Source organism: Streptosporangium carneum (genome assembly GCF_027922005.1).
Lineage (GTDB): Bacteria > Actinomycetota > Actinomycetes > Streptosporangiales > Streptosporangiaceae > Streptosporangium > Streptosporangium carneum.
Map to the genome: position 1 here is coordinate 418239 of NZ_BSEV01000001.1, position 18045 is coordinate 436283.

General features: G+C 71.1%; 16 protein-coding genes. 12 read left to right on the forward strand and 4 right to left on the reverse strand.

Annotation, left to right across the window (positions count from 1 at the left end):
- Positions 1-9 precede the first annotated feature (9 nt).
- The 9 genes from PKF00_RS01950 (at position 10) to PKF00_RS01990 (ending at position 11308) form a co-directional block, all read left to right on the forward strand.
- On the forward strand, positions 10-1005 hold the full coding sequence (locus tag PKF00_RS01950) for a glycosyltransferase family 2 protein (protein WP_271215567.1): 996 nt from the start codon (positions 10-12) through the stop codon (positions 1003-1005).
- A complete protein-coding gene (locus PKF00_RS01955) occupies positions 1002-2237 on the forward strand; it encodes an ATP-grasp domain-containing protein (RefSeq protein WP_271215568.1) in 1236 nt (411 codons plus the stop codon). The genes PKF00_RS01950 and PKF00_RS01955 overlap by 4 nt, the downstream gene beginning before the upstream one ends.
- Entirely contained in the window at positions 2207-2896 is a 690-nt protein-coding gene (locus PKF00_RS01960; protein WP_271215569.1) for a hypothetical protein, read from the forward strand. Before PKF00_RS01955 ends, PKF00_RS01960 begins: the two co-directional genes overlap by 31 nt.
- A 2-nt stretch (positions 2897-2898) precedes the next feature.
- Positions 2899-4176: a phenylacetate--CoA ligase family protein gene (locus PKF00_RS01965; RefSeq protein ID WP_271215570.1), complete on the forward strand. Its 1278-nt coding sequence runs from the start codon at positions 2899-2901 to the stop codon at positions 4174-4176.
- Entirely contained in the window at positions 4173-5420 is a 1248-nt protein-coding gene (locus PKF00_RS01970) for a hypothetical protein (protein ID WP_271215571.1), read from the forward strand. The genes PKF00_RS01965 and PKF00_RS01970 overlap by 4 nt, the downstream gene beginning before the upstream one ends.
- A 96-nt stretch (positions 5421-5516) precedes the next feature.
- Entirely contained in the window at positions 5517-6545 is a 1029-nt protein-coding gene (locus PKF00_RS01975; RefSeq protein WP_271215572.1) for an NAD-dependent epimerase/dehydratase family protein, read from the forward strand.
- Between the two features lie 375 nt (positions 6546-6920).
- Positions 6921-9218: a catalase gene (locus tag PKF00_RS01980; protein ID WP_271215573.1), complete on the forward strand. Its 2298-nt coding sequence runs from the start codon at positions 6921-6923 to the stop codon at positions 9216-9218.
- A gap of 235 nt (positions 9219-9453) precedes the next feature.
- A complete protein-coding gene (locus PKF00_RS01985; RefSeq protein WP_271215574.1) occupies positions 9454-10197 on the forward strand; it encodes a class I SAM-dependent DNA methyltransferase in 744 nt (247 codons plus the stop codon).
- Between the two features lie 106 nt (positions 10198-10303).
- The gene (locus PKF00_RS01990) at positions 10304-11308 is read left to right on the forward strand and encodes an iron-containing redox enzyme family protein (RefSeq protein WP_271215575.1); all 1005 of its coding nucleotides are present in this window, start codon (positions 10304-10306) and stop codon (positions 11306-11308) included.
- A gap of 979 nt (positions 11309-12287) precedes the next feature.
- On the opposite strand, the gene PKF00_RS02000 is transcribed toward PKF00_RS01990, so the two are convergent.
- A complete protein-coding gene (locus PKF00_RS02000; protein ID WP_271216340.1) occupies positions 12288-12434 on the reverse strand; it encodes a CDGSH iron-sulfur domain-containing protein in 147 nt (48 codons plus the stop codon).
- 260 nt (positions 12435-12694) lie between these two features.
- Here PKF00_RS02000 and PKF00_RS02005 point away from each other — a divergent pair, with 260 nt between their 5' ends.
- Complete coding sequence (locus PKF00_RS02005; protein ID WP_271215576.1) at positions 12695-13750, forward strand: aldo/keto reductase; 1056 nt, start codon at positions 12695-12697, stop codon at positions 13748-13750.
- Positions 13751-13785: 35 nt separating this feature from the next.
- Here the strand turns inward: PKF00_RS02005 and PKF00_RS02010 are convergent, their stop codons facing one another.
- Positions 13786-14352 (reverse strand): nucleotidyltransferase domain-containing protein, encoded by a 567-nt coding sequence (locus PKF00_RS02010; protein ID WP_271215577.1) that lies wholly within the window; start codon positions 14350-14352, stop codon positions 13786-13788.
- A 38-nt stretch (positions 14353-14390) separates the two neighbouring features.
- Positions 14391-15089 (reverse strand): pentapeptide repeat-containing protein, encoded by a 699-nt coding sequence (locus tag PKF00_RS02015; protein ID WP_271215578.1) that lies wholly within the window; start codon positions 15087-15089, stop codon positions 14391-14393.
- Positions 15090-15322: 233 nt separating this feature from the next.
- Here PKF00_RS02015 and PKF00_RS02020 point away from each other — a divergent pair, with 233 nt between their 5' ends.
- Positions 15323-15889: a hypothetical protein gene (locus PKF00_RS02020; RefSeq protein ID WP_271215579.1), complete on the forward strand. Its 567-nt coding sequence runs from the start codon at positions 15323-15325 to the stop codon at positions 15887-15889.
- Between the two features lie 36 nt (positions 15890-15925).
- On the opposite strand, the gene PKF00_RS02025 is transcribed toward PKF00_RS02020, so the two are convergent.
- Positions 15926-16945: an LLM class flavin-dependent oxidoreductase gene (locus PKF00_RS02025; protein ID WP_271215580.1), complete on the reverse strand. Its 1020-nt coding sequence runs from the start codon at positions 16943-16945 to the stop codon at positions 15926-15928.
- A 75-nt stretch (positions 16946-17020) separates the two neighbouring features.
- Here PKF00_RS02025 and PKF00_RS02030 point away from each other — a divergent pair, with 75 nt between their 5' ends.
- The gene (locus PKF00_RS02030) at positions 17021-17746 is read left to right on the forward strand and encodes a helix-turn-helix domain-containing protein (protein WP_271215581.1); all 726 of its coding nucleotides are present in this window, start codon (positions 17021-17023) and stop codon (positions 17744-17746) included.
- The last annotated feature ends 299 nt before the right edge of the window (positions 17747-18045 follow it).

Below are 18045 nucleotides of genomic sequence, written 5' to 3' on the forward strand. Positions count from 1 at the left end.
GCCGTCCGCATGCCGCGCCCCGGCATCACCGCGATGATCCCGTGTTACAACGAGATCGACTGCGTCGAGCGCGCGTACCGGGAGATCCGGGCCGAGCTGGTGAAGTACGAGGACGTCGAGCTCCTGTTCGTCGACGACGGCAGCACCGACGGCACCCTGGAGGCCATCAAGGGCTTCGCGGCCGAGGACCCCCTGGTGAAGTACATCTCCTTCGCCAGGAACTTCGGCCTGGAGGCGGCCTTCTCCGCGGGCTTCAAGTACGCCTCCAAGATGTGGACGGTGCAGTTCGACGCGGACCTGCAGTCGCCTCCGCACGAGGTGCACCGTCTGGTGGAGAAGGCGCTCGAGGGGTACGACGTGGTCTTCGCCGTGCGCGAGAACCGGCAGGACCCCTGGCACCGGCGGCTCGGCACGTGGGCGCACCAGACGATCGCCCGGCGGTGGCTCGGCATCGAGCTGCCGCAGGGCGCGTCGGTGTTCCGGATCGTCAGGACCAGCGTGGCGCACAAGGTGGTGGACAGCAGGCTGTCCACGCCGTACTTCATCGCCACCGCGCCGCTGCTCGGCGCCCGGTACACCACCTTGCCCACCGCGCACCATCCACGCCTGGACGGCACCGGCAAGTGGAACCTGCGCAAGCTGTTCTCGCACGCCATCGAGCTCTTCGTCGGGTTCTCGTTCAGGCCGCTGACCTGGCTGATCGGCCTGGCGGGCGCCGTACTGGCCGCGGGGGCGGCGACCATGGCGCTGACGCTGGCCGGGCGGCTCGGCCCTGTCGCGGTCGAGCTGGCCGGCCTGGCCGCGGCCCTGGTCACGCTCGCCCTGCTGCTCGTGGTCGCGCGCTACCTCGTGCGGGTGATGCGCGTACAGGCGATCGGCGTGCCCCGCTACCAGATTCGTGAGGCCAACATCCCGATCCGCGCGGATGAGGCCCTATACGGCTACGAGACACCCCACGTCGTCGGTCAGTTCAGGGAACCAGAGGTCTGGGAGGACGCCAGTTGAGAAACCTCATCGTGCTCGGCGGGGGCGAGGACCAGATCCCCGCCTATCGCGAGGGCCGCAGGCTCGGGTACCGGGTCATCGGCGTCGACCAGCGCCCGGACGCGCTCGGCGCGGCGGAAGCCGACCAGTTCCTCTGCATGACCAGCAGGGATCCGGAGGGGATCGCCCGCGCCCTGGGCCCGATCGACGTCGCGGCCGTCATCTCCCCCGCCAGCGACGCCGCCCAGGAGTCGGTGGCCGAGCTGAGCCGGATCTACCGCACGGCTCACCAGACCGCGCCCGACGCGCTGCGCTGCTCGGTGGACAAGGGATTCTTCCGGGAGGTGGTCGGCCGGGTGGGGCTGCCCTCCTACCGCCACGTCCAGCACGACAGCGCCGAGGAGCTCACCCGGGCGGCGGCGGACCTGGGCTACCCGCTGATCGTCAAGCCGGCCGACTCGTCGGGCAGCAAGGGGATCACCGTGCTCGACGGCCCCGACGACCTGCTGGGCGCGATCGAGTACGCCTGGAAGCACTCCTTCTCCCGCCAGGTGATCCTGGAGGAGCTGGTCGAGGGCAGGCACGGCGCGGTGGAGTCCTTCTTCGCCGGCGGCAGGCTCGCCTTCATGGCGGTCACCGACCGCGTCATCACCGGGCCACCGGCGATGATCAGCGTCTCCCACGTGGTGCCCGCCGACCTCGACGAGTCCGTCCACGCCCGGCTCGGCGAGGCGATCACCGCGATCTGCGCCGAGGTCGGGCACCGGCAGGGACCCGTCAACTTCGACTTCGTGCTCACCCCCGGCGGCGACATCCACTTCATCGAGATGGGCGCCAGGCTGGGCGGCAACGGCATGCCGCTGATGGTCCAGCACGCGTTCGGGCTGAACACCGTCGAGGCGGCCATCCGGCTCGCCCTGGGCGAGCCGCTGACGATCGACACCGCGCACCGGCGGACCGCCATGCTGCGGATCCTGGCCTCGGAGACCGACGGCGTGCTCACCGCCGTCGAGGGGCTGGAGGAGCTCGAGCGGATGCCCGAGGTCGTGGAGGTGCAGGTGTTCAAGTCGCCCGGCGACCACGTGCGCGCCTACACGCAGGCGGGACACAAGCTCGGCTACCTGGTCATGGTCGCCGACACGCGTGAGCTGCTGGAAGACGCCGTCGACCGGGCACTGCGCACCCTCAGATTCGAGATCGAGCCTGATACGAAAGGTTCCCCATGCTCCCCCGTAAGCCCCTCGGCTTCCTGATATTCGCGGGACTGGCCGTCGCCGCCGCGGCGTTCGTCTGGTTCGGCCTGCCACACGACCGGGAGGTGAAGTCGCTGTGGCTCTTCCTGGTGAAGCTGCTGCCCTTCGTCTTCGCCACCGAGGCCGTGGCCAGGCTCGACGTGGAATGGGCCAAGCGCATCAGGCTCGTGCTGTGGACCGTGCCGGTGGCGTTCCTGGTCTACTTCCTCTACTTCGTCCCCAAGATCTTCTTCTTCGGCGGAGTGGAGACCGGGACCAGGGAGTCCTTCTACGCCCTGTACTACCACGTGCTCACGCTGACGCCGCTGATCATCCTGTCGCTGACGCTGGCCAACCGGCTGGGCGGCGGCACCGCGGCGACGACGCGCAGGCTCGCCTACGGCATGCTGCTGCTGATGCTGTCGGGCCTGGAGGACTTCGCCTTCCTCACGGTCAACGACCACACCGACCCCGCCTACGCCACCATTCCCGACGTGTGGGACTGGGCCTCGCACATGACCGTGTTCCTCGGCCACCCGCCGACCAGGAACGAGGCGTACGCGTTCATCATCGTGCACGTGCTGCTGGCGCTCGGCGTGTTCTTCAGCCCGCAGCGCTGGTGGGACTCCCTGGCCGCCCGTACCACCAGGCCGCGCTCGGCGCAGCCGGAGAGCGTGTAGCTATGTTCACCCGGGAGGCGGGCTACATACCGCTCACCATCGCGCGGCAGTACGGCGGCGCGGCGGGGCTGCGCCGTCGTCAGCTCCGCGGGCTCAACCAGGTGCTGGAACTGGCCCGCACCCGGGTGCCCTACTACCGCGACGACCCCCGTTACGCCCGTGGCCCGCTGCGCGACCTCGCCGAGCTGTCCCAGCTTCCCGTGCTGGACAAGCAGGTGCTGCGCGAGCAGCCGCTGGAACGCATGCTCGCCGACGGGGTCGACCAGGACGACTGCCTGTCCTTCCAGACGAGCGGCAGCACCGGGCGACGGGTCAGGATCCTGCACGACCAGGACAGCCACGACTACCACATGGCCGCCTGTGTGCGCAGGTTCCTGGCCACCGGCCGATACCTGCCCACCGACCGGCTCACCCACATCCGCCCGTTCGCGCCGCCCGCCCGGATGTTCGAACGGTTCAACCTCTTCAGGAGGCATGTGATCCTCTCGCACCGGCCGATGCGGGAGATCAAGGCGGAGCTGCTGGCCAACCGGCCCAAGGTCCTGATCGGCTACCCCGTCCACCTGCGCGCGCTGTTGCGCGAGCTCACCCCCGCGGAGCTGGCGCGGCTGAGGCGGACCCTGCGGATCGTCATGACAGAGTCGGAGCTGCTGCTCCCCGAGCACCGGGCGCTGTTCAGCGCGCAGTTCGGCGCCCCCGTCTTCGACGAGTACTCGGCCTTCGAGGTGCTCAACGTCGCCTACGACTGCCGGTACGGCCGCGCCCACCTGGGCGAGGACCGCGTCTACTGCGAGATCGTGGACGAACACGGCAACGCGCTTCCCGACGGGGAGCCGGGTCACGTGGTCGTCACCGCCTTCCTGGAGCGCGCCATGCCGCTGCTGCGCTACAGCCTGGGCGACATCGGCCTCATCGAACCCGACCGCTGCCGCTGCGGCCGCCGTTTCCGCACCCTGCGCCTCACCACGGGACGCAGCAACGACTACGTCACCCTCCCCTCGGGGGAACGGCTCTACCCCGACGCCTTCCTGCACCTGGCCGCCACCCACCCCGGCGTCAGCGAGTGCTTCGTGCACCAGGACGCCGACGGCCTGGTGCGCCTGCACGTCGTCCCCAGCGACGACGCGGGCGAACAGGTGCGCGCGACCGTGCGCGAGAAGCTGTTCGCGCTGGCCGGCGGCGAGTTCCCGCTGGAGGTGGTGACCGCGGAGTCCGTGCAGATCACCCCCGGCGGCAAGGGGAAGTTCGTCACCTCCGACTACGCCGCGCCCTTCGCATGAGGCTTCCCGGGACGGCCACGCCGAAGAGGCTGGCGGCGCTGATCGGCGGGCGGGCGGCGTTCCGGGGAACCATGCTGCTGGCCAACCTCGTGCTGCTGGCCGTCTGGGGGGCGACGGACTACGCCGGATACGCGCAGGCCATGGGCAGCATGGCCTTCCTCGCCCCGCTCGCCTCGATCGGGATCGAGAAGTGCGCGCTGAAGCTGATCCCGCGCCTGAGGCACACCGTCGGCTCGCTGGTCGGCGTCTTCGTGACGCTCGCCGGACTGCTGTTCCTGGTGGCGCTCGCCGTCCTGGGGACCGTGCTGGCCGTGGGGAGGCCGGAGGCGTGGCTGCTGGCCGGGCTCGCCGGGCTGTACATGATCTGCGTGGGCGTCAACCAGGTGCTGCTCGGCCTGGCCAGGGCCCTCGGCAGGCCGGGGCGGGACGTGGCCAACCATCTCGTGCTGTGCGTGGCGCTGGCCTGCTGGACGGGGGCGGCGGCGTTCCTGGACGCCACGCCGACGGTCTTCCTGGCGCTGTGCGCGACCACCACGGCCGTGCTCAACGTGGTGGCGCTCGTCCTGCTGCGCCCCCGGTTCGGCGGGTTGCGGCGCCGCAGCCTGGTGCGGGCCGCGGTGGGGACGTCGCTGCTGATGTCGGTCGCCGACCTGGTCGGCGGGCTGTCGATGAGCCTGCTGTTCGTGGCGCTGTCGGTGTCCGGCGCGCAGGCGGAGAGCACCGGGCTCTACCTGGCCTCCGCCGCCTCCTCCGTACTCCTCAACGCCTTCTCCTACCTGCTGCGCATCCTGCAGCCCGACGTCTCCCGGTCCCTGCACCAGCGTGACCTGACCGCCGCCTACGACCGGCTGTCGCGCTGGCTGCGCCTGCTGGTGCTGGCGGGGACGCCCTACGTGCTGACCGTGCTCGGGGTGGCCCTGGCGGTGCTGCGCCCGTACGGCGGCGTGGGGGTCGTCATCGTCTACATCGCCTGCGTCCCGGTCATCTTCGCGGCGGGCAGCGCCAACTACATGATGGAGAACGCCAGCACCGAGGCGCTGACCGCGACCGCGGCGGGGGCGGCGGTCTCGCTCCTGGCGGTCGCGGCGCTGGCCTTCCTGACCGTGCCCCTGGCGGGCGCGCTCGGCGCGGTGACCGTGCTCGCCTTCGGCGAACTCGTCCACGCCGCGATGATCCTGCGCTGGCTGCGATCACGGCGCGCGCCCTCTCCCCGTCTCGTGCCGGGACGTGAACATGCGCGTTGAGACGCCGACGCCCAATCTGTCCCATCCCTCGCGGCGGTCCCTGTCGGGACCCGTGCCGCACCGTGCCGTCACCACCGGCGGAAAGGAAGCACTGCCATGACCTACACCTCACTTGTCACCGGAGGCGCCGGGTTCATCGGCTCCCACGTCGCGGCCGACCTGGTTCGCGCCGGTCACCGGGTCGTGGTGCTCGACGACCTGTCGGGCGGGGACGCGGCCAACGTGCCGGAGGGGGCCCACTTCCACCACGGCAGCGTCTGCGATCCCGAGGTGGTGGACGGCCTGTTCGCGACGTGGAAGTTCGACTACGTGTTCCACCTGGCCGCGTACGCCGCCGAGGGGCTGAGCCACTTCATCAAGCGCTACAACTACACCAACAACGTCATCGGCAGTGTCAACCTCATCAACGCGGCCGTCAACGCCGAGACCGTGCGGTGTTTCGTCTTCACCTCCTCCATCGCCGTCTACGGCCACGCGGAACCGCCGATGACCGAGGACCTGACGCCCGCGCCCGTGGACCCCTACGGGATCGCCAAGTACGCGGTCGAGCAGGAGCTGAAGGTCACCCATGAGATGTTCGGCCTGCCGTACATCATCTTCCGCCCCCACAACGTGTACGGCGAGCGGCAGAACATCGGCGACCGCTACCGCAACGTCATCGGCATCTTCATGAACCAGATCCTGCGCGGCGAGGAGTGCACCGTCTTCGGCGACGGCGAGCAGACCAGGGCCTTCAGCCACATCGACGACGTCGCCCTGCCGATCGCCCGGTCGATCGAGAACCCGCGTGCCTACGGGGAGACCTTCAACATCGGCGGCGACACGCCGTACACGGTCAACCATCTGGCAGGCGCCGTCGCCGCCGCCATGGACGCGCCGCTGCGTGTGCGGCACCTGGAGGCCAGGCACGAGGTGGTGCACGCCTTCTCCTCCCACGACAAGGCCCGTGACATCCTCGGCGTGGGCGCGGACTCGGTGTCCCTGGACGACGGGCTCGCCCAGATGGCCGCCTGGGCGAAGAAGCACGGACCGCAGGAGCCCTCGGTGTTCTCGGGGATCGAGGTCAGCCGCAACATGCCTCCCTCGTGGCAGGCCCTCGTCGTGCCCTCCGAACAGTCCGAGTGACCCGTTCGCCCGGCGCGTGACAGAGGTCGCGCGCGTGGCACGAAACGACCCGGGGCCCGCGTCGCGCGGGACCCGGGTCGTGGTGTTCCCGGGGGATTTCCGACTGACGGGGCGTGTCACCCGTGGGAGTGACGAAGTGTGCCGGGTTCCGACTCCGCGGCCCGGCCCGCGGGCGAATTCGCGCCGGTGGCCTGGCCTTCGTTCGGATACCGGATGACCTGCGGCTTCAAGCATCGAAACAGGGGTATGGCGTGCCCTGCTGCCGACTGTCGGCGCTCTGTCACGCACCGTCGGCGCGTCGGTGGGCGCATGCCCGAACTCGATTCTCGATGACGGCGACGGGCTTCCCGTCGCCGTGGCTCAGGGGGAGAAACGATGGAAGAGTCCCATCCGATCAGGGAAACGGTGGACAAGGTCGTCGACAAGGTGACCGATGTCGTGTCCGGTGGAGGGCCGTCCGGCGAGATCCCCGGCAGGCCGGGCAGCCGGCCGCCCACGGTCGACGAGCCGACCGAGCCCCGGGAGCCTCTCCCGCCCAAACCCGACCAGAGCGGTCCCGATCCGTTCAGCCCCACGGGGCAGTCCGTCGACGTGTCGGCGGCGGAGCGCGCGCAGGGCGGCGAGCGCCTCACGACGGCCCAGGGCCTGCGCCTGGTCGACACCGACCACTCGCTCAAGGCGGGCCCCCGGGGGCCGGTCCTGCTGCAGGACCACCACCTGCGCGAGAAGATCATGCATTTCGACCACGAGCGCATCCCCGAACGCGTCGTGCACGCCCGCGGAGCCGCCGCGCACGGCGTCTTCCGCGCGTACGGCACGGCCACGACGGTGACCAGGGCGGCGTTCCTCGCCAAGGACGTCGAGACTCCGGTCTTCGTGCGCTTCTCGACCGTGCTGGGGTCGCGCGGGTCGGCCGACACGGTGCGCGACACGCGCGGTTTCGCGACGAAGTTCTACACCGGCGAAGGCGTCTTCGACCTGGTGGGCAACAACATCCCGGTGTTCTTCATCCAGGACGCGATCAAGTTCCCCGACGTCATCCACGCGGGCAAGCCGCACCCCGACCGGGAGATCCCACAGGCGCAGAGCGCGCACGACACGTTCTGGGACTTCGTCTCCCTGCACACCGAGGCCACCCACCACACGCTGTGGAACATGTCCGACCGCGGCATTCCCCGCTCCTTCAGGACCATGGAGGGCTTCGGGGTCCACACCTTCAGGCTCGTCGACGCCGAGGGGGCGACGACGCTGGCGAAGTTCCACTGGAAGCCCAAGGCAGGGGTGCACTCGCTGGTGTGGGAGGAGGCGCAGATCATCAGCGGCGTGGACCCGGACTTCCACCGGCGCGACCTCGCCGACGCGATCGAGGCCGGGGCCCACCCGCAGTGGGAGCTGGGCATCCAGCTCTTCCCCGACACTCCGGAGCAGACCTTCGAGGGCATCGACCTGCTGGACCCGACGAAGATCGTTCCTGAGGAGCTGTCGCCGGTGCAGCCGGTCGGCGTGCTCACCCTCAACGCCAACCCGGTCAACTTCTTCGCCGAGACCGAGCAGGTCGCCTTTCACGTCGGCCACCTGGTGCCCGGCATCGACGTCACCGACGACCCGCTGCTGGCGGGACGCCTGTTCTCCTACCTGGACACCCAGATCACCCGTCTGGGCGGCCCCAACTTCGGGCAGATCCCGATCAACCGCACCCACGCCCCCGTCAACGACATGCTGCGTGACGGCTTCCACCAGGACGCGGTGCACTCCGGTGTCGCGCCGTACAAGCCGAACTCGCTGGACGGCGGCTGCCCCTTCTTCGCGGGGCAGCAGGAGGGCGGGTACCGGGAGACGCCCGTGCAGGTGCCCGCGGCGCGGAAGGTCCGGGAGGCTCCGGCGTCGTACGCCGACCACTTCAGCCAGCCCCGCCTGTTCTGGCTGAGCCTGACCCCGGTCGAGCGCGAGCACGTCATCGCCGCCTACACCTTCGAACTCGGCAAGGTCTACGAGCAGGCGATCAAGGAGCGCAACCTGAGGGTGCTCGCCGAGATCGACCCGTACCTGTGCGAGCAGGTGGCCCAGGGCCTGGGCCTGCCGGTCCCGAAGCCGGTGAACTCGCTGCCGTCCGTCGAGCCCAGCCCGGCGCTCTCCCAGCTGGGACACACCTGGCCGACCACCGGCAGGATCATCGGCGTCGTCGTCGACGGCGGCGGCGACCTGGACACGGTCCGCGCCGTCCGTCAGGCGGTCCTGGACGGCGGCATGGTGCCGCTGATCATCGCTCCCGCGGGCGGCGTGCTCGGAGCGGACGGCGACGACCCCGTCACGGTGCAGCGCACGTTCGCCACGGCCAGGTCCGTCGAGTTCGACGCTCTGCTGCTGGCCGGCACGCCCGCGCCCGGCAAGGACGCCTACGGGGCCAGGGACGCCAAGGCGGGAAACGGCACGGCCGCCGGGGCGCGCACCGATCCGCGGGTGCTGCTGATGCTCGGCGAGGCGTTCCGCCACGCCAAGCCGATCGGCGGCTGGGCGGATGCCGCCCAGGCGCTCACCGCCGTGGGGATCGACACGGACGCGCCGGGTGTGATCGTCCAGGACGACGCCGAGGCGGTGCTGGGAGAGGTCGTCCGGCTGCTGGGACAGCACCGGGTCTGGGAGCGCTTCCCCACCACGGCGGCCGTCGTCTGACCCGTCCCCGGTGCGCGGACGTCGCCCGATCCACCGCGGTGGACGTCGTCCGGTCCGCCGCGCGGAGCGGTCCGGTCTCCTTCGGGGGACCGGACCCGTGGCACGGGCGCCCCGCACGTCGGCCGTCATCCGAGGTCAGGCGGCGTTTTCGTCGCCTGACGCGGGGCAGGCATCCTCCAGGGGAACGTCGCGGGCCGGACGATCTCCACGGGGAACGAGGGGAACGGGGGCTCCCATGGCGCAGACGTTCGACGCGTCCGCATACGGCCGCGCGATCGCCGACGTCTACGACGACGTCTATGCCACGACCATATCCGGCGACTGCACGGCGTCCGCGGTGAACCGGCTTCACGAACTCGCCGAGGGAGGGCCCGTCCTGGAGTTCGGCATCGGCACCGGACGGCTGGCGCTTCCCCTGGCGGAGCGCGGCCTGAGCGTCGCGGGCGTCGAGGGCTCGGTGGAGATGGTGCGGGCGCTGCGCGCCAAGCCCGGAGGCGACCGCATCCCGGTGGAGATCGGCGACTTCGCCGCCACCCGGGTTGAGGGCGAGTTCGCCCTGGTCGTGCTGGCGATCAACACGATCTTCGCGTTGCCCTCCCAGGACGCCCAGGTGGCCTGCTTCCGCAACGCGGCGGCCCATCTGCGGCCCGGCGGCCGGTTCGTGGTCGAGGCGTGGATTCCCGATCTGGCCGCGTTCCGGAACGGGACGGCGCTGCGCCTGCTGTCACTGAGCGAGGACAGGGTGCTGGCGGAGGCGGCGCGGCTGTCCCCCGCCGACCAGATGATGTACACGACGAAGGTCAACATGACCTCCGACGGTCTGCGGCTGCTGCCCGCCAACCATCGTTACGCCTGGCCCGCCGAGCTCGACCTGATGGCCCGTCTCGCGGACATGGAACGCGAGGACCGGTGGGCCGACTGGAACGGCGCCCCGTTCACCGACGACAGCCGGGCGCACGTGTCGGTCTACCGCCGCTGACCGCCCGCCGGGGCTCTTCGCCGACTTCGCCCCGGCCCTTCGCCGAGCCGTTCACCGGGCCGTTCACCGGGCCGTTCACCGGGCCTTTCCTCATCTGGAGACCAAGATGCGCCTGCCCGTCCCACGAGGCCCCATCACCGCCGTGCTCTTCGAACGGCTGACGCGCCCGCCCCACGGGTTCGACCTCCCGCCCGTGCGCGCCGGGGAGGCGGCCCTCGAGGACGAGGACCTCCAGCTCGCGCTCTTCGCCTGCTACGAACTGCACTACCAGGGCTTCGACGAGGTGGACGACGGATGGGAGTGGGAACCGTCGCTGCTGGCGGCCAGGCAGGCGCTGGAACGGCGGTTCGAGGACGGGCTCGCGCGGACCGTGCCGCGCCCGCCCGAGGTGCCGCCCGCGCACGTGCGCCGCGCCCTGACCGAACTGGTGGCCGCAGAGGAGGGTCCCTCACTCGCGGCCTTCCTGGAGAGGAGGGCCGATCCCGAGCAGTTCCGCGAGTTCGTCGCGCACCGGTCGGTCTACCACCTGAAGGAGGCGGACCCCCACACATGGGCCATCCCCCGGCTGCGCGGCCGGGCCAAGGCCGCCCTGGTGGAGATCCAGGCCGACGAGTACGGCGGCGGCAGGCTGGAGCGGATGCACTCGGAGCTGTTCCGGGCCACGATGCGCGCCCTGGACCTGGACGACTCCTATGGCTCCTACGTCGACCGGGTGCCGGCGATCACCCTGGCGATCGGCAACGCCATGTCCATGTTCGGCCTGCACCGCCGGCACCGGGCCGCCCTGCTCGGCCACCTCGCGGCCTTCGAGATGACCTCCTCCCTGCCCAACCTCAGGTATGGCCGCGGCCTGCGACGACTGGGCGGCGACGCGACGGCCTGCCGCTTCTACGACGAGCACGTGCAGGCCGACGCCGTCCACGAGCAGATCGCCGCCCACGACATGTGCGGCGGGTTCGCCGCCGCGCACCCGGAGCTGATCGGCGACATCCTGTACGGAGCCGCCTGCGCCCTCACCCTCGACGGATTCTTCGCCGGACACGTCCTGGAGTGCTGGACCCGGGGAGGCACGTCGCTGCGCGAGGCGGGCCTGGCGGTGGGCGACCGATGACGGACCTCGACTACGTGCTGCCGTTGCGCTGGGACGACGATTCGGGGCTGGAGGAGCTGACCGCGTATCTGCGGTGGCTGGGACGCGGCCACCGGGTCATCGTCGTCGACGGCTCCCCCGACCCGCTCTTCGACCGGCACGCCGCCCTCTGGGACGGGCTCGTCGTGCACGTGCGGCCCGACGCCGACCTCGTCTTCGCCAACGGCAAGGTCAACGGGGTGATCACCGGGCTGCGCAGGGCGCGCGCCGAACACGTGGTCATCGCCGACGACGACGTCCGCTACGGCGAGGCGGAGCTGGCCAGGCTCGACGCCCTGCTGGAGGGGGCCGACCTGGTCAGGCCGCAGAACTACTTCGACCCCCTGCCCTGGCACGCCCGCTGGGACACCGCCCGCATGCTGCTCAACCGCGGCTTCGGCGCCGACTACCCGGGCACGTTCGGGGTGCGCAGGACGGCCTTCCTGGAGACGGGCGGCTACGACGGCGACGTGTTGTTCGAGAACCTGGAGCTCATCCGCACGGTCCGCGCTCACGGCGGACGTGAACGCCGTCCTCTTGATCTCTACGTGCGCCGTCTTCCGCCTGATTCGGCGAGGTTCTGGTCCCAGCGCGTGCGGCAGGCCTACGACGACCTGGCGCAGCCCCCTCGCATGCTGTTCTTCCTGGCCGTGCTGCCCGCGCTCGCCGTCGCTCTGCTGCGACGGCGCCGCCGGGCGGTCCTGGCCTGCGCCTGCCTGTCGGTCGGGGTGGCGGAGATCGGCCGCCGCAGGGCCGGCGGGCGGCGCGTCTTCCCCTTCTCCGCCGCGCTGTTCGCCCCGGTGTGGGTGCTTGAGCGGGCCACGTGCAGCTGGCTGGCGCTGGCGGCCAGGTTCCTGCGCGGCGGAGTTCCCTACGCCGGACGCCGGATGCGGATCGCCGCGCACTCGACGCGCCGGATACGGGCCACCGCGGGGTCGGCTCGCGGAGCCGGAACGCGGGCTCAGGCCGCGGGATCGGGCCCGCTCGTGGCCTGGAAGCCGGAAGGCTTGTGCGAGCCGTCGCAGAACGGCTTGGACGACGAGCGTCCGCAGCGGCACAACGCCACCGTCGATCTGCCGGGGTCGATGACGTCCCCGTCCTGAGTCATCAGCGTGAACGTCCCCCGAACCAGCAACGGTCCGTCCTCGCATGGGGTCACTGTGACCGGATTATCCGTTTTGTCCCTCACGTTGGAACTGTGCCCGCCGAGACGTCGGAGAAACGAGGGCGAAGCGGCCCCGCGTCGCCCCCGCCGTACGACGCCGGATCACGCGCGGCCTCGGGCCTGCCCCCACAACAGGGGGTTGCCCTGGAGCCGACTCCAGAACCTAGAGTACGCCGCATGATCACCTCGTTCACCAAGGGAGCATGACCATGCGCTACCGCGTCCTCGGCGGCACCGGCATCGAGGTAAGCGTCCACTGCCTCGGGACCATGATGTTCGGCTCCGTGGGCAACCCCGACCACGACGAGTGCGTCCGCGTCGTCCACGCCGCCCTCGACCAGGGCGTCAACTTCGTCGACACCGCGGACATGTACTCGGCGGGCGAGTCGGAGGAGATCGTGGGGAAGGCGCTGCAGGGCCGTCGTGACGACGTCGTGCTCGCCACCAAGGTGCACTTCCGGATGGGCGAGGGGCCGAACCGCAGCGGCAACTCCCGGCGCTGGATCGTCAGGGAGGTCGAGGAGAGCCTCAGACGCCTGCGGACCGACTGGATCGACCTCTACCAGATCCACCGCCCCGACCACACGACCGACATCGAGGAGACGCTCTCCACGCTGAGCGACCTCGTGCACCAGGGAAAGATCCGCGCCTTCGGCTGCTCCACGTTCCCCGCCGAGGAGATCGTCGAGGCGCACCACGTCGCCGAGCGTCGTGGCCTGCTGCGCTTCAGGACCGAGCAGCCGCCGTACTCGTTGCTGGCCCGGGGCGTCGAGACCTCCGTGCTGCCGGTCTGCCGCCGGCTGGGGATGGGGGTGCTGACCTGGAGCCCGCTGGCCTCGGGCTTCCTGACCGGCAAATACCGCAAGGGGCAGCCCGTCGACCTCGCCACGGGACGCGCGGCGCTGACGCCGGCGCGCTTCGACCCCTCGCTTCCCGTGAACGCCGCCAAGCTGGACGTCGTCGAACGGCTCGTCGAGGTCGCGGACGGCGTCGGCTGCTCGCTGCCCGAGCTGGCCGTGGCCTTCGCCGCCGCGCATCCCGCCGTCACCTCGGTGATCACGGGGCCGCGGACGATGAGCCAGCTGGAGGCACTGCTGAAGGGCGCCTCACTCACTCTCGACGACGAGACCCTCGACCGGATCGACGAGATCGTGCCGCCCGGCGTCAACGTCTACCACCCGGACGGCGCCTGGAAGCCGCCGGTCCTGGCCGACGCCGCCCGACGCCGCCGCCCCCTCGCGGACCGCTCCGCCGCCTAGGAAGGACCTAGGAAGGACATTGTCTCTCCTGTTCGTCAGCGCAGCCGGTCACGCCAGGGGTGCGTGCCGTGCTCGACCGCCAGGGCCTCCTCCAGCCAGCGTCGCTGCGCGCCGGTCAGCAGGGGCAGTGTCTCGGCGAAGTCCGTCTCGTCCTTGGCCCGTCGGCCCCTGGCCTTGTACAGCAGCTGGACCTCCGGAACGATCCTGTGGAAACCGTCCTCGGCCACGGTGAGCGAGCTCAGGGGGCGGCGGACGCGCGCGTCGCGCCGGTAGACCCATTCGTCGCCGTCGGCCTCGTCCAGCATCAGCTGGAAGCGCCACGGTCCGTCGGCGCGCTCGCGGACCCAGATGTCGTGTGCCCTGGCCGGCAGCGTCTCGCCCACCGGCCAGGGACGCAGCGTGCCCGGTGGGTCGGCCACGTGGCAGTCCCAGTCGGCCAGCAGGCGGCGTGCCGCGAGCTGGTCGCGCCGCAGCAGACCGACGTCGACGTCGCCGTGCTCGCGGTAAGCCCGGCCGACCACCAGCTCGATCGCGTACCCGCCGCTGATCCACCAGGGCGCGTCCAGGCCCTGGAACAGGGCGATCACCTCTGCCAGCGGCATCGGCTCCCACGGGGCCCCGACGGGCTCTCGCCGCGTCGTCACAGGACCGTCAGCCCGCGGGTCGCGAGAATGGCGGCGGCCTGGGCGGAGCTGATGACCGCGCCGGCGAGGGCGCGGAGCTGGCCGTCGTCGAGCTCGCCTATGTCGGCCTCTCGCAGGTCGGCCTTGGTGAACCTGGCCTCGACCAGCCTGGCGCGGATGAGACGGCAGTCTGTGAAGACGGCACCGGTGAAGTCACAGAAGGAGAGGTTGGCCTCGTCGAATCGGACGCCTTCGAACTCCTGCTTCTTGAAGGAGCACCCGGACAGGTCGGCCAGGGTGAGATTGGAGCGGGAAAGGCGGAAGGAGGTGCCGCGGGAGCCGGTGAGACTGGTGCCGATCATCCGGCAGCCGGTGAAGCTCGCGTCGGTCAGCAGCGCGTCGCCGAACCGGGCCCCCGACAGGTCGGTGTCGGTGAAGACCGCGTCGGTCAGCTCGGCCCGGACGAACGTGGTCTTCGCCCCTCCGCCGCCGCTGAAACGGGCGCCTTCGAGATCCGACTCTCTGAAGTCGGTCTGGTCGAGCACGCACTTGTCGAAGACGTGGCCCGCCAGGTCGGCCTCACTCAGATCGGCCCGCGTCAGATTGCAGTTCCTGAAGACGTACGGCTCCGCCGCCAGGACGTCGGTCAGCGCCATACCCGAAAGGTCCAGGTCCTCGATGTTCCGTTTCTCCGCCAGCAGCTCTGTGAGGTCCATGCCGAGCATCCAAGCAGAGGCTTGGCCGATCTTCGACCCCCGTGCCGCCGCCGTGGCGAGGCGCCATGCCACAGCACTGCCACACCCCTGCCATGACGGGGCCGCCACTGCGGTGAAGGGGGGCTGGAGGCTTTTGTGCTGATTCTCCCCGGCGGGACCGGCCAGGTGGTTGAGTGGATGTGCGCAGATGTTGATGTTCGACCTTCGTTCGGCTCATACGAAAGAGGCGAAAGATGCGCTGGCTGAAGACGAGCGCCCTCACGCTCGCGGTGGTGGCGATGTCGGTTGCGGTGTCGGCGTGCGGCGCGTCGGAGCCCGTCGGCGACGCACGGTCTCCTGCGGCCCGGTCGCCCGAGGCGACGCCGACGAGCACGGCGGTGGCGGGGATGTTCGGGGACGTGTGCCAGGCGACCCGGACCTCCGACCGTCCCGCGCAGCCGTCCGACGAGATGCGGAGGAAATTGCAGGCCATGGGGGGCGACCCCGCCGCCTGGTACGGCGAGAAGGGGCTGTGGGTCGTGCTGGAGACGTCGCGGTTCGCCTACGCGGCCAAGGAGGGAGAAGAGGCGCACATCAAGATGCCGTGGTGGCGTGAGCGCGACGAGCAGTTGACGTTCCAGGCCACGTCGCTGCAGACAGGGGAGACCGTCGTCGGTGACGTGCCCGGCGGTTACGCCGCGCCCGGCTTCCAGGCCAGCGGGGTGGACCTGCCGCACCTCGGCTGTTGGCGGGTCACCGGCGCGCTCGGCGCGACCAGGGTGAGCTTCGTCCTCGACGTCGTGTCCGCGCCGAAGGACTGACCCGGTCGGTGCGACCCGCGATTCGCCGCGGCGTCGTCACCCGGCACGCCGTGGACCGGTGGGCGCGTCGGGGCCGTGCCGTTCCGAGGACTCCGGAACGCGCCGCCGGGACTGTCGGGAACCGCCGTGCGAGGGGCGGTCCATCCCGGCGATCAGCTCCAGCTGTTCGAGCTGTGCGTCGAGGTTCGGGGCGGCGACGCGGCAGACCAGGTGTTCCGCGCCCGCCTCGGTGTAGCGGGCCAGCGTGGCGGCCACATGCTCGGCGGGGCCCGCGACCAGCACCTGGATCGTCCGCACCGTCTCGTACGGCAGGCCGTACACGGCCCGGCAGTAGGCGTCGAGCTCCCGCTCGCCCCGCTCCGCGTCGTCGGTGATCAGAACCGTGACGAACAGCGCGGGGGTGATCGCGTCCTGGAGGCGTCCCCCCGCGTTCGCGGCCCGCCGCACCGTCCGCAGACCGGCGCGGTAGTCGGCGGGGTCGGGCGGATAGGGCAGCCATCCGTCGTAGAGCCGTCCGGCGCGCTCGAGCGCCGACGGGCTCGCCCCGCCCAGCCAGATCGGCGGCCCGCCGGGCCGGTGGGCCGGTGTCGACTCGGGCAGTTCGTCGAAGCGCAGCACCTTGCCGTGGAAGGCCCGCTCGCCCGCCCACAGCGCCCGCCACAGGGCGACCGTGTCGTCCAGCCGCTGGAAACGACGCTCCCACGGCACCTCCGACACCGCGTACTCGATCTCCGACCGCCCCGGGAAGCCCGCGCCCACCGTGACGACCAGCCGCCCCGCGGACAGGTGGTCGACGGTGGCCAGTTCCTGCGCCGCCGTGACGGGACGACGGAGGGCGGGAAGCAGCGCCGCGGTGCCGAGCGTGACGCGTTCGGTCACCGGCGCGAGGGCGGCGAGCATGGCCAGCGGCTCGACACGCGCGCCGAGCAGGGTGTCGTTGGCCCATACCGAGTCGAAGCCGAGCCGTTCGGCGCGGACGGCGAAGTCGACCAGCCGCCGGGCGTCGTCCCACTGGCTGTGGTTGGCAGGGAGCAGAACCCCTAGTCGCGTGTTCATGGAACGAATGGTTCTTACATCGGTGAATGCCAACAATTCCCTCGAAGGAATAGACGGCCCCGGCAGACTGGGAACGTGGACTTCTCCCAGGCCCTGCGCGCGACCCGCCGGAGCAGGCACCTCAGTCAGCTCGACCTCGCCCTGCGCGCGGGCACGACGCAGCGCCATCTCAGCTTCATGGAGAGCGGTCGTTCCAGGCCGGGCAGGACCATGGTGGTACGGCTGGGCGAGTCGATGGAGCTGCCGTTGAGGGAACGCAACGAGCTCCTGCTCGCGGCAGGCTACGCCCCCGTCTACCCGCAGACCCCGCTCGACGACCCGAGCCTGGAGCACGTGCGCGCCGCGCTGGGGCACATCCTGACCGGGCATCTGCCCTACCCGGCGATCGTCGTGGACGCCGGGCACGATCTGGTGCTCGCCAACGACGCCTTCGGACTGCTCACCGAGGGCGTCGCCGAGCACCTGCTGCGCCCGCCCGTCAACGTGCTGCGCCTGTCCCTGCATCCGGAGGGCCTGGCGCCGCGGATCGTCAACCTGTCGCACTGGGCGCGGCACATCCTCGACCGCATCCCGCGCGACGACCTCCACGAGGAGCTGTCCGGCTACGTGCCGCACCTCGCGCCGGGGCCCGACCACGTGGGCTTCGCCGCGCCCATGCGGCTGAGTTCTCCCCGGGGGGAGCTGCGGCTGACGACCACGATCACGACGTTCGCCACCGCGATCGACGTGACCGTGGCGGAGCTGAAGCTGGAGGCGTTCCTGCCCGCCGACGCGGCCACGGCGGCGCTGCTGGCCCGGTGACGGGCCGGGCGAACTCCGCGGACCGCCGGATGTCGGCCCGGGGGGACTCCGCGAACCGCCGGACGCCGATCCGGGTGGACTCCGCCGGCCCGGATGAACCCGGCGAACCGCCGGAAGGCGTGTGAGGGCGCGCCCCGGGCGATCTCCGGCCGGGTGTCCGCGGAGCCGACCTCGTGCCGCCGGTGGACACCCGGCAGGCACTTGGCGGACGCCGGGTCGAGCGAGGCGTGAGACCGTTTCCGGCCGATCGTAACGGTCCGGAGCCATTGAGATCACGGGGCTGGGGCGGGTCGCCGCCG

Coding starts and splice junctions, on each gene's coding strand:
- PKF00_RS01950 (WP_271215567.1), top strand. CDS start 10: ATGCCGCGCCCCGGCATCACCGCGATGATCCCGTGTTACAACGAGATC.
- PKF00_RS01960 (WP_271215569.1), top strand. CDS start 2,207: ATGCTCCCCCGTAAGCCCCTCGGCTTCCTGATATTCGCGGGACTGGCC.
- PKF00_RS01965 (WP_271215570.1), top strand. CDS start 2,899: ATGTTCACCCGGGAGGCGGGCTACATACCGCTCACCATCGCGCGGCAG.
- PKF00_RS01970 (WP_271215571.1), top strand. CDS start 4,173: ATGAGGCTTCCCGGGACGGCCACGCCGAAGAGGCTGGCGGCGCTGATC.
- PKF00_RS01975 (WP_271215572.1), top strand. CDS start 5,517: ATGACCTACACCTCACTTGTCACCGGAGGCGCCGGGTTCATCGGCTCC.
- PKF00_RS01980 (WP_271215573.1), top strand. CDS start 6,921: ATGGAAGAGTCCCATCCGATCAGGGAAACGGTGGACAAGGTCGTCGAC.
- PKF00_RS01985 (WP_271215574.1), top strand. CDS start 9,454: ATGGCGCAGACGTTCGACGCGTCCGCATACGGCCGCGCGATCGCCGAC.
- PKF00_RS01990 (WP_271215575.1), top strand. CDS start 10,304: ATGCGCCTGCCCGTCCCACGAGGCCCCATCACCGCCGTGCTCTTCGAA.
- PKF00_RS02000 (WP_271216340.1), bottom strand. CDS start 12,434: ATGACTCAGGACGGGGACGTCATCGACCCCGGCAGATCGACGGTGGCG.
- PKF00_RS02005 (WP_271215576.1), top strand. CDS start 12,695: ATGACCATGCGCTACCGCGTCCTCGGCGGCACCGGCATCGAGGTAAGC.
- PKF00_RS02010 (WP_271215577.1), bottom strand. CDS start 14,352: ATGCCGCTGGCAGAGGTGATCGCCCTGTTCCAGGGCCTGGACGCGCCC.
- PKF00_RS02015 (WP_271215578.1), bottom strand. CDS start 15,089: ATGGACCTCACAGAGCTGCTGGCGGAGAAACGGAACATCGAGGACCTG.
- PKF00_RS02020 (WP_271215579.1), top strand. CDS start 15,323: ATGCGCTGGCTGAAGACGAGCGCCCTCACGCTCGCGGTGGTGGCGATG.
- PKF00_RS02025 (WP_271215580.1), bottom strand. CDS start 16,945: ATGAACACGCGACTAGGGGTTCTGCTCCCTGCCAACCACAGCCAGTGG.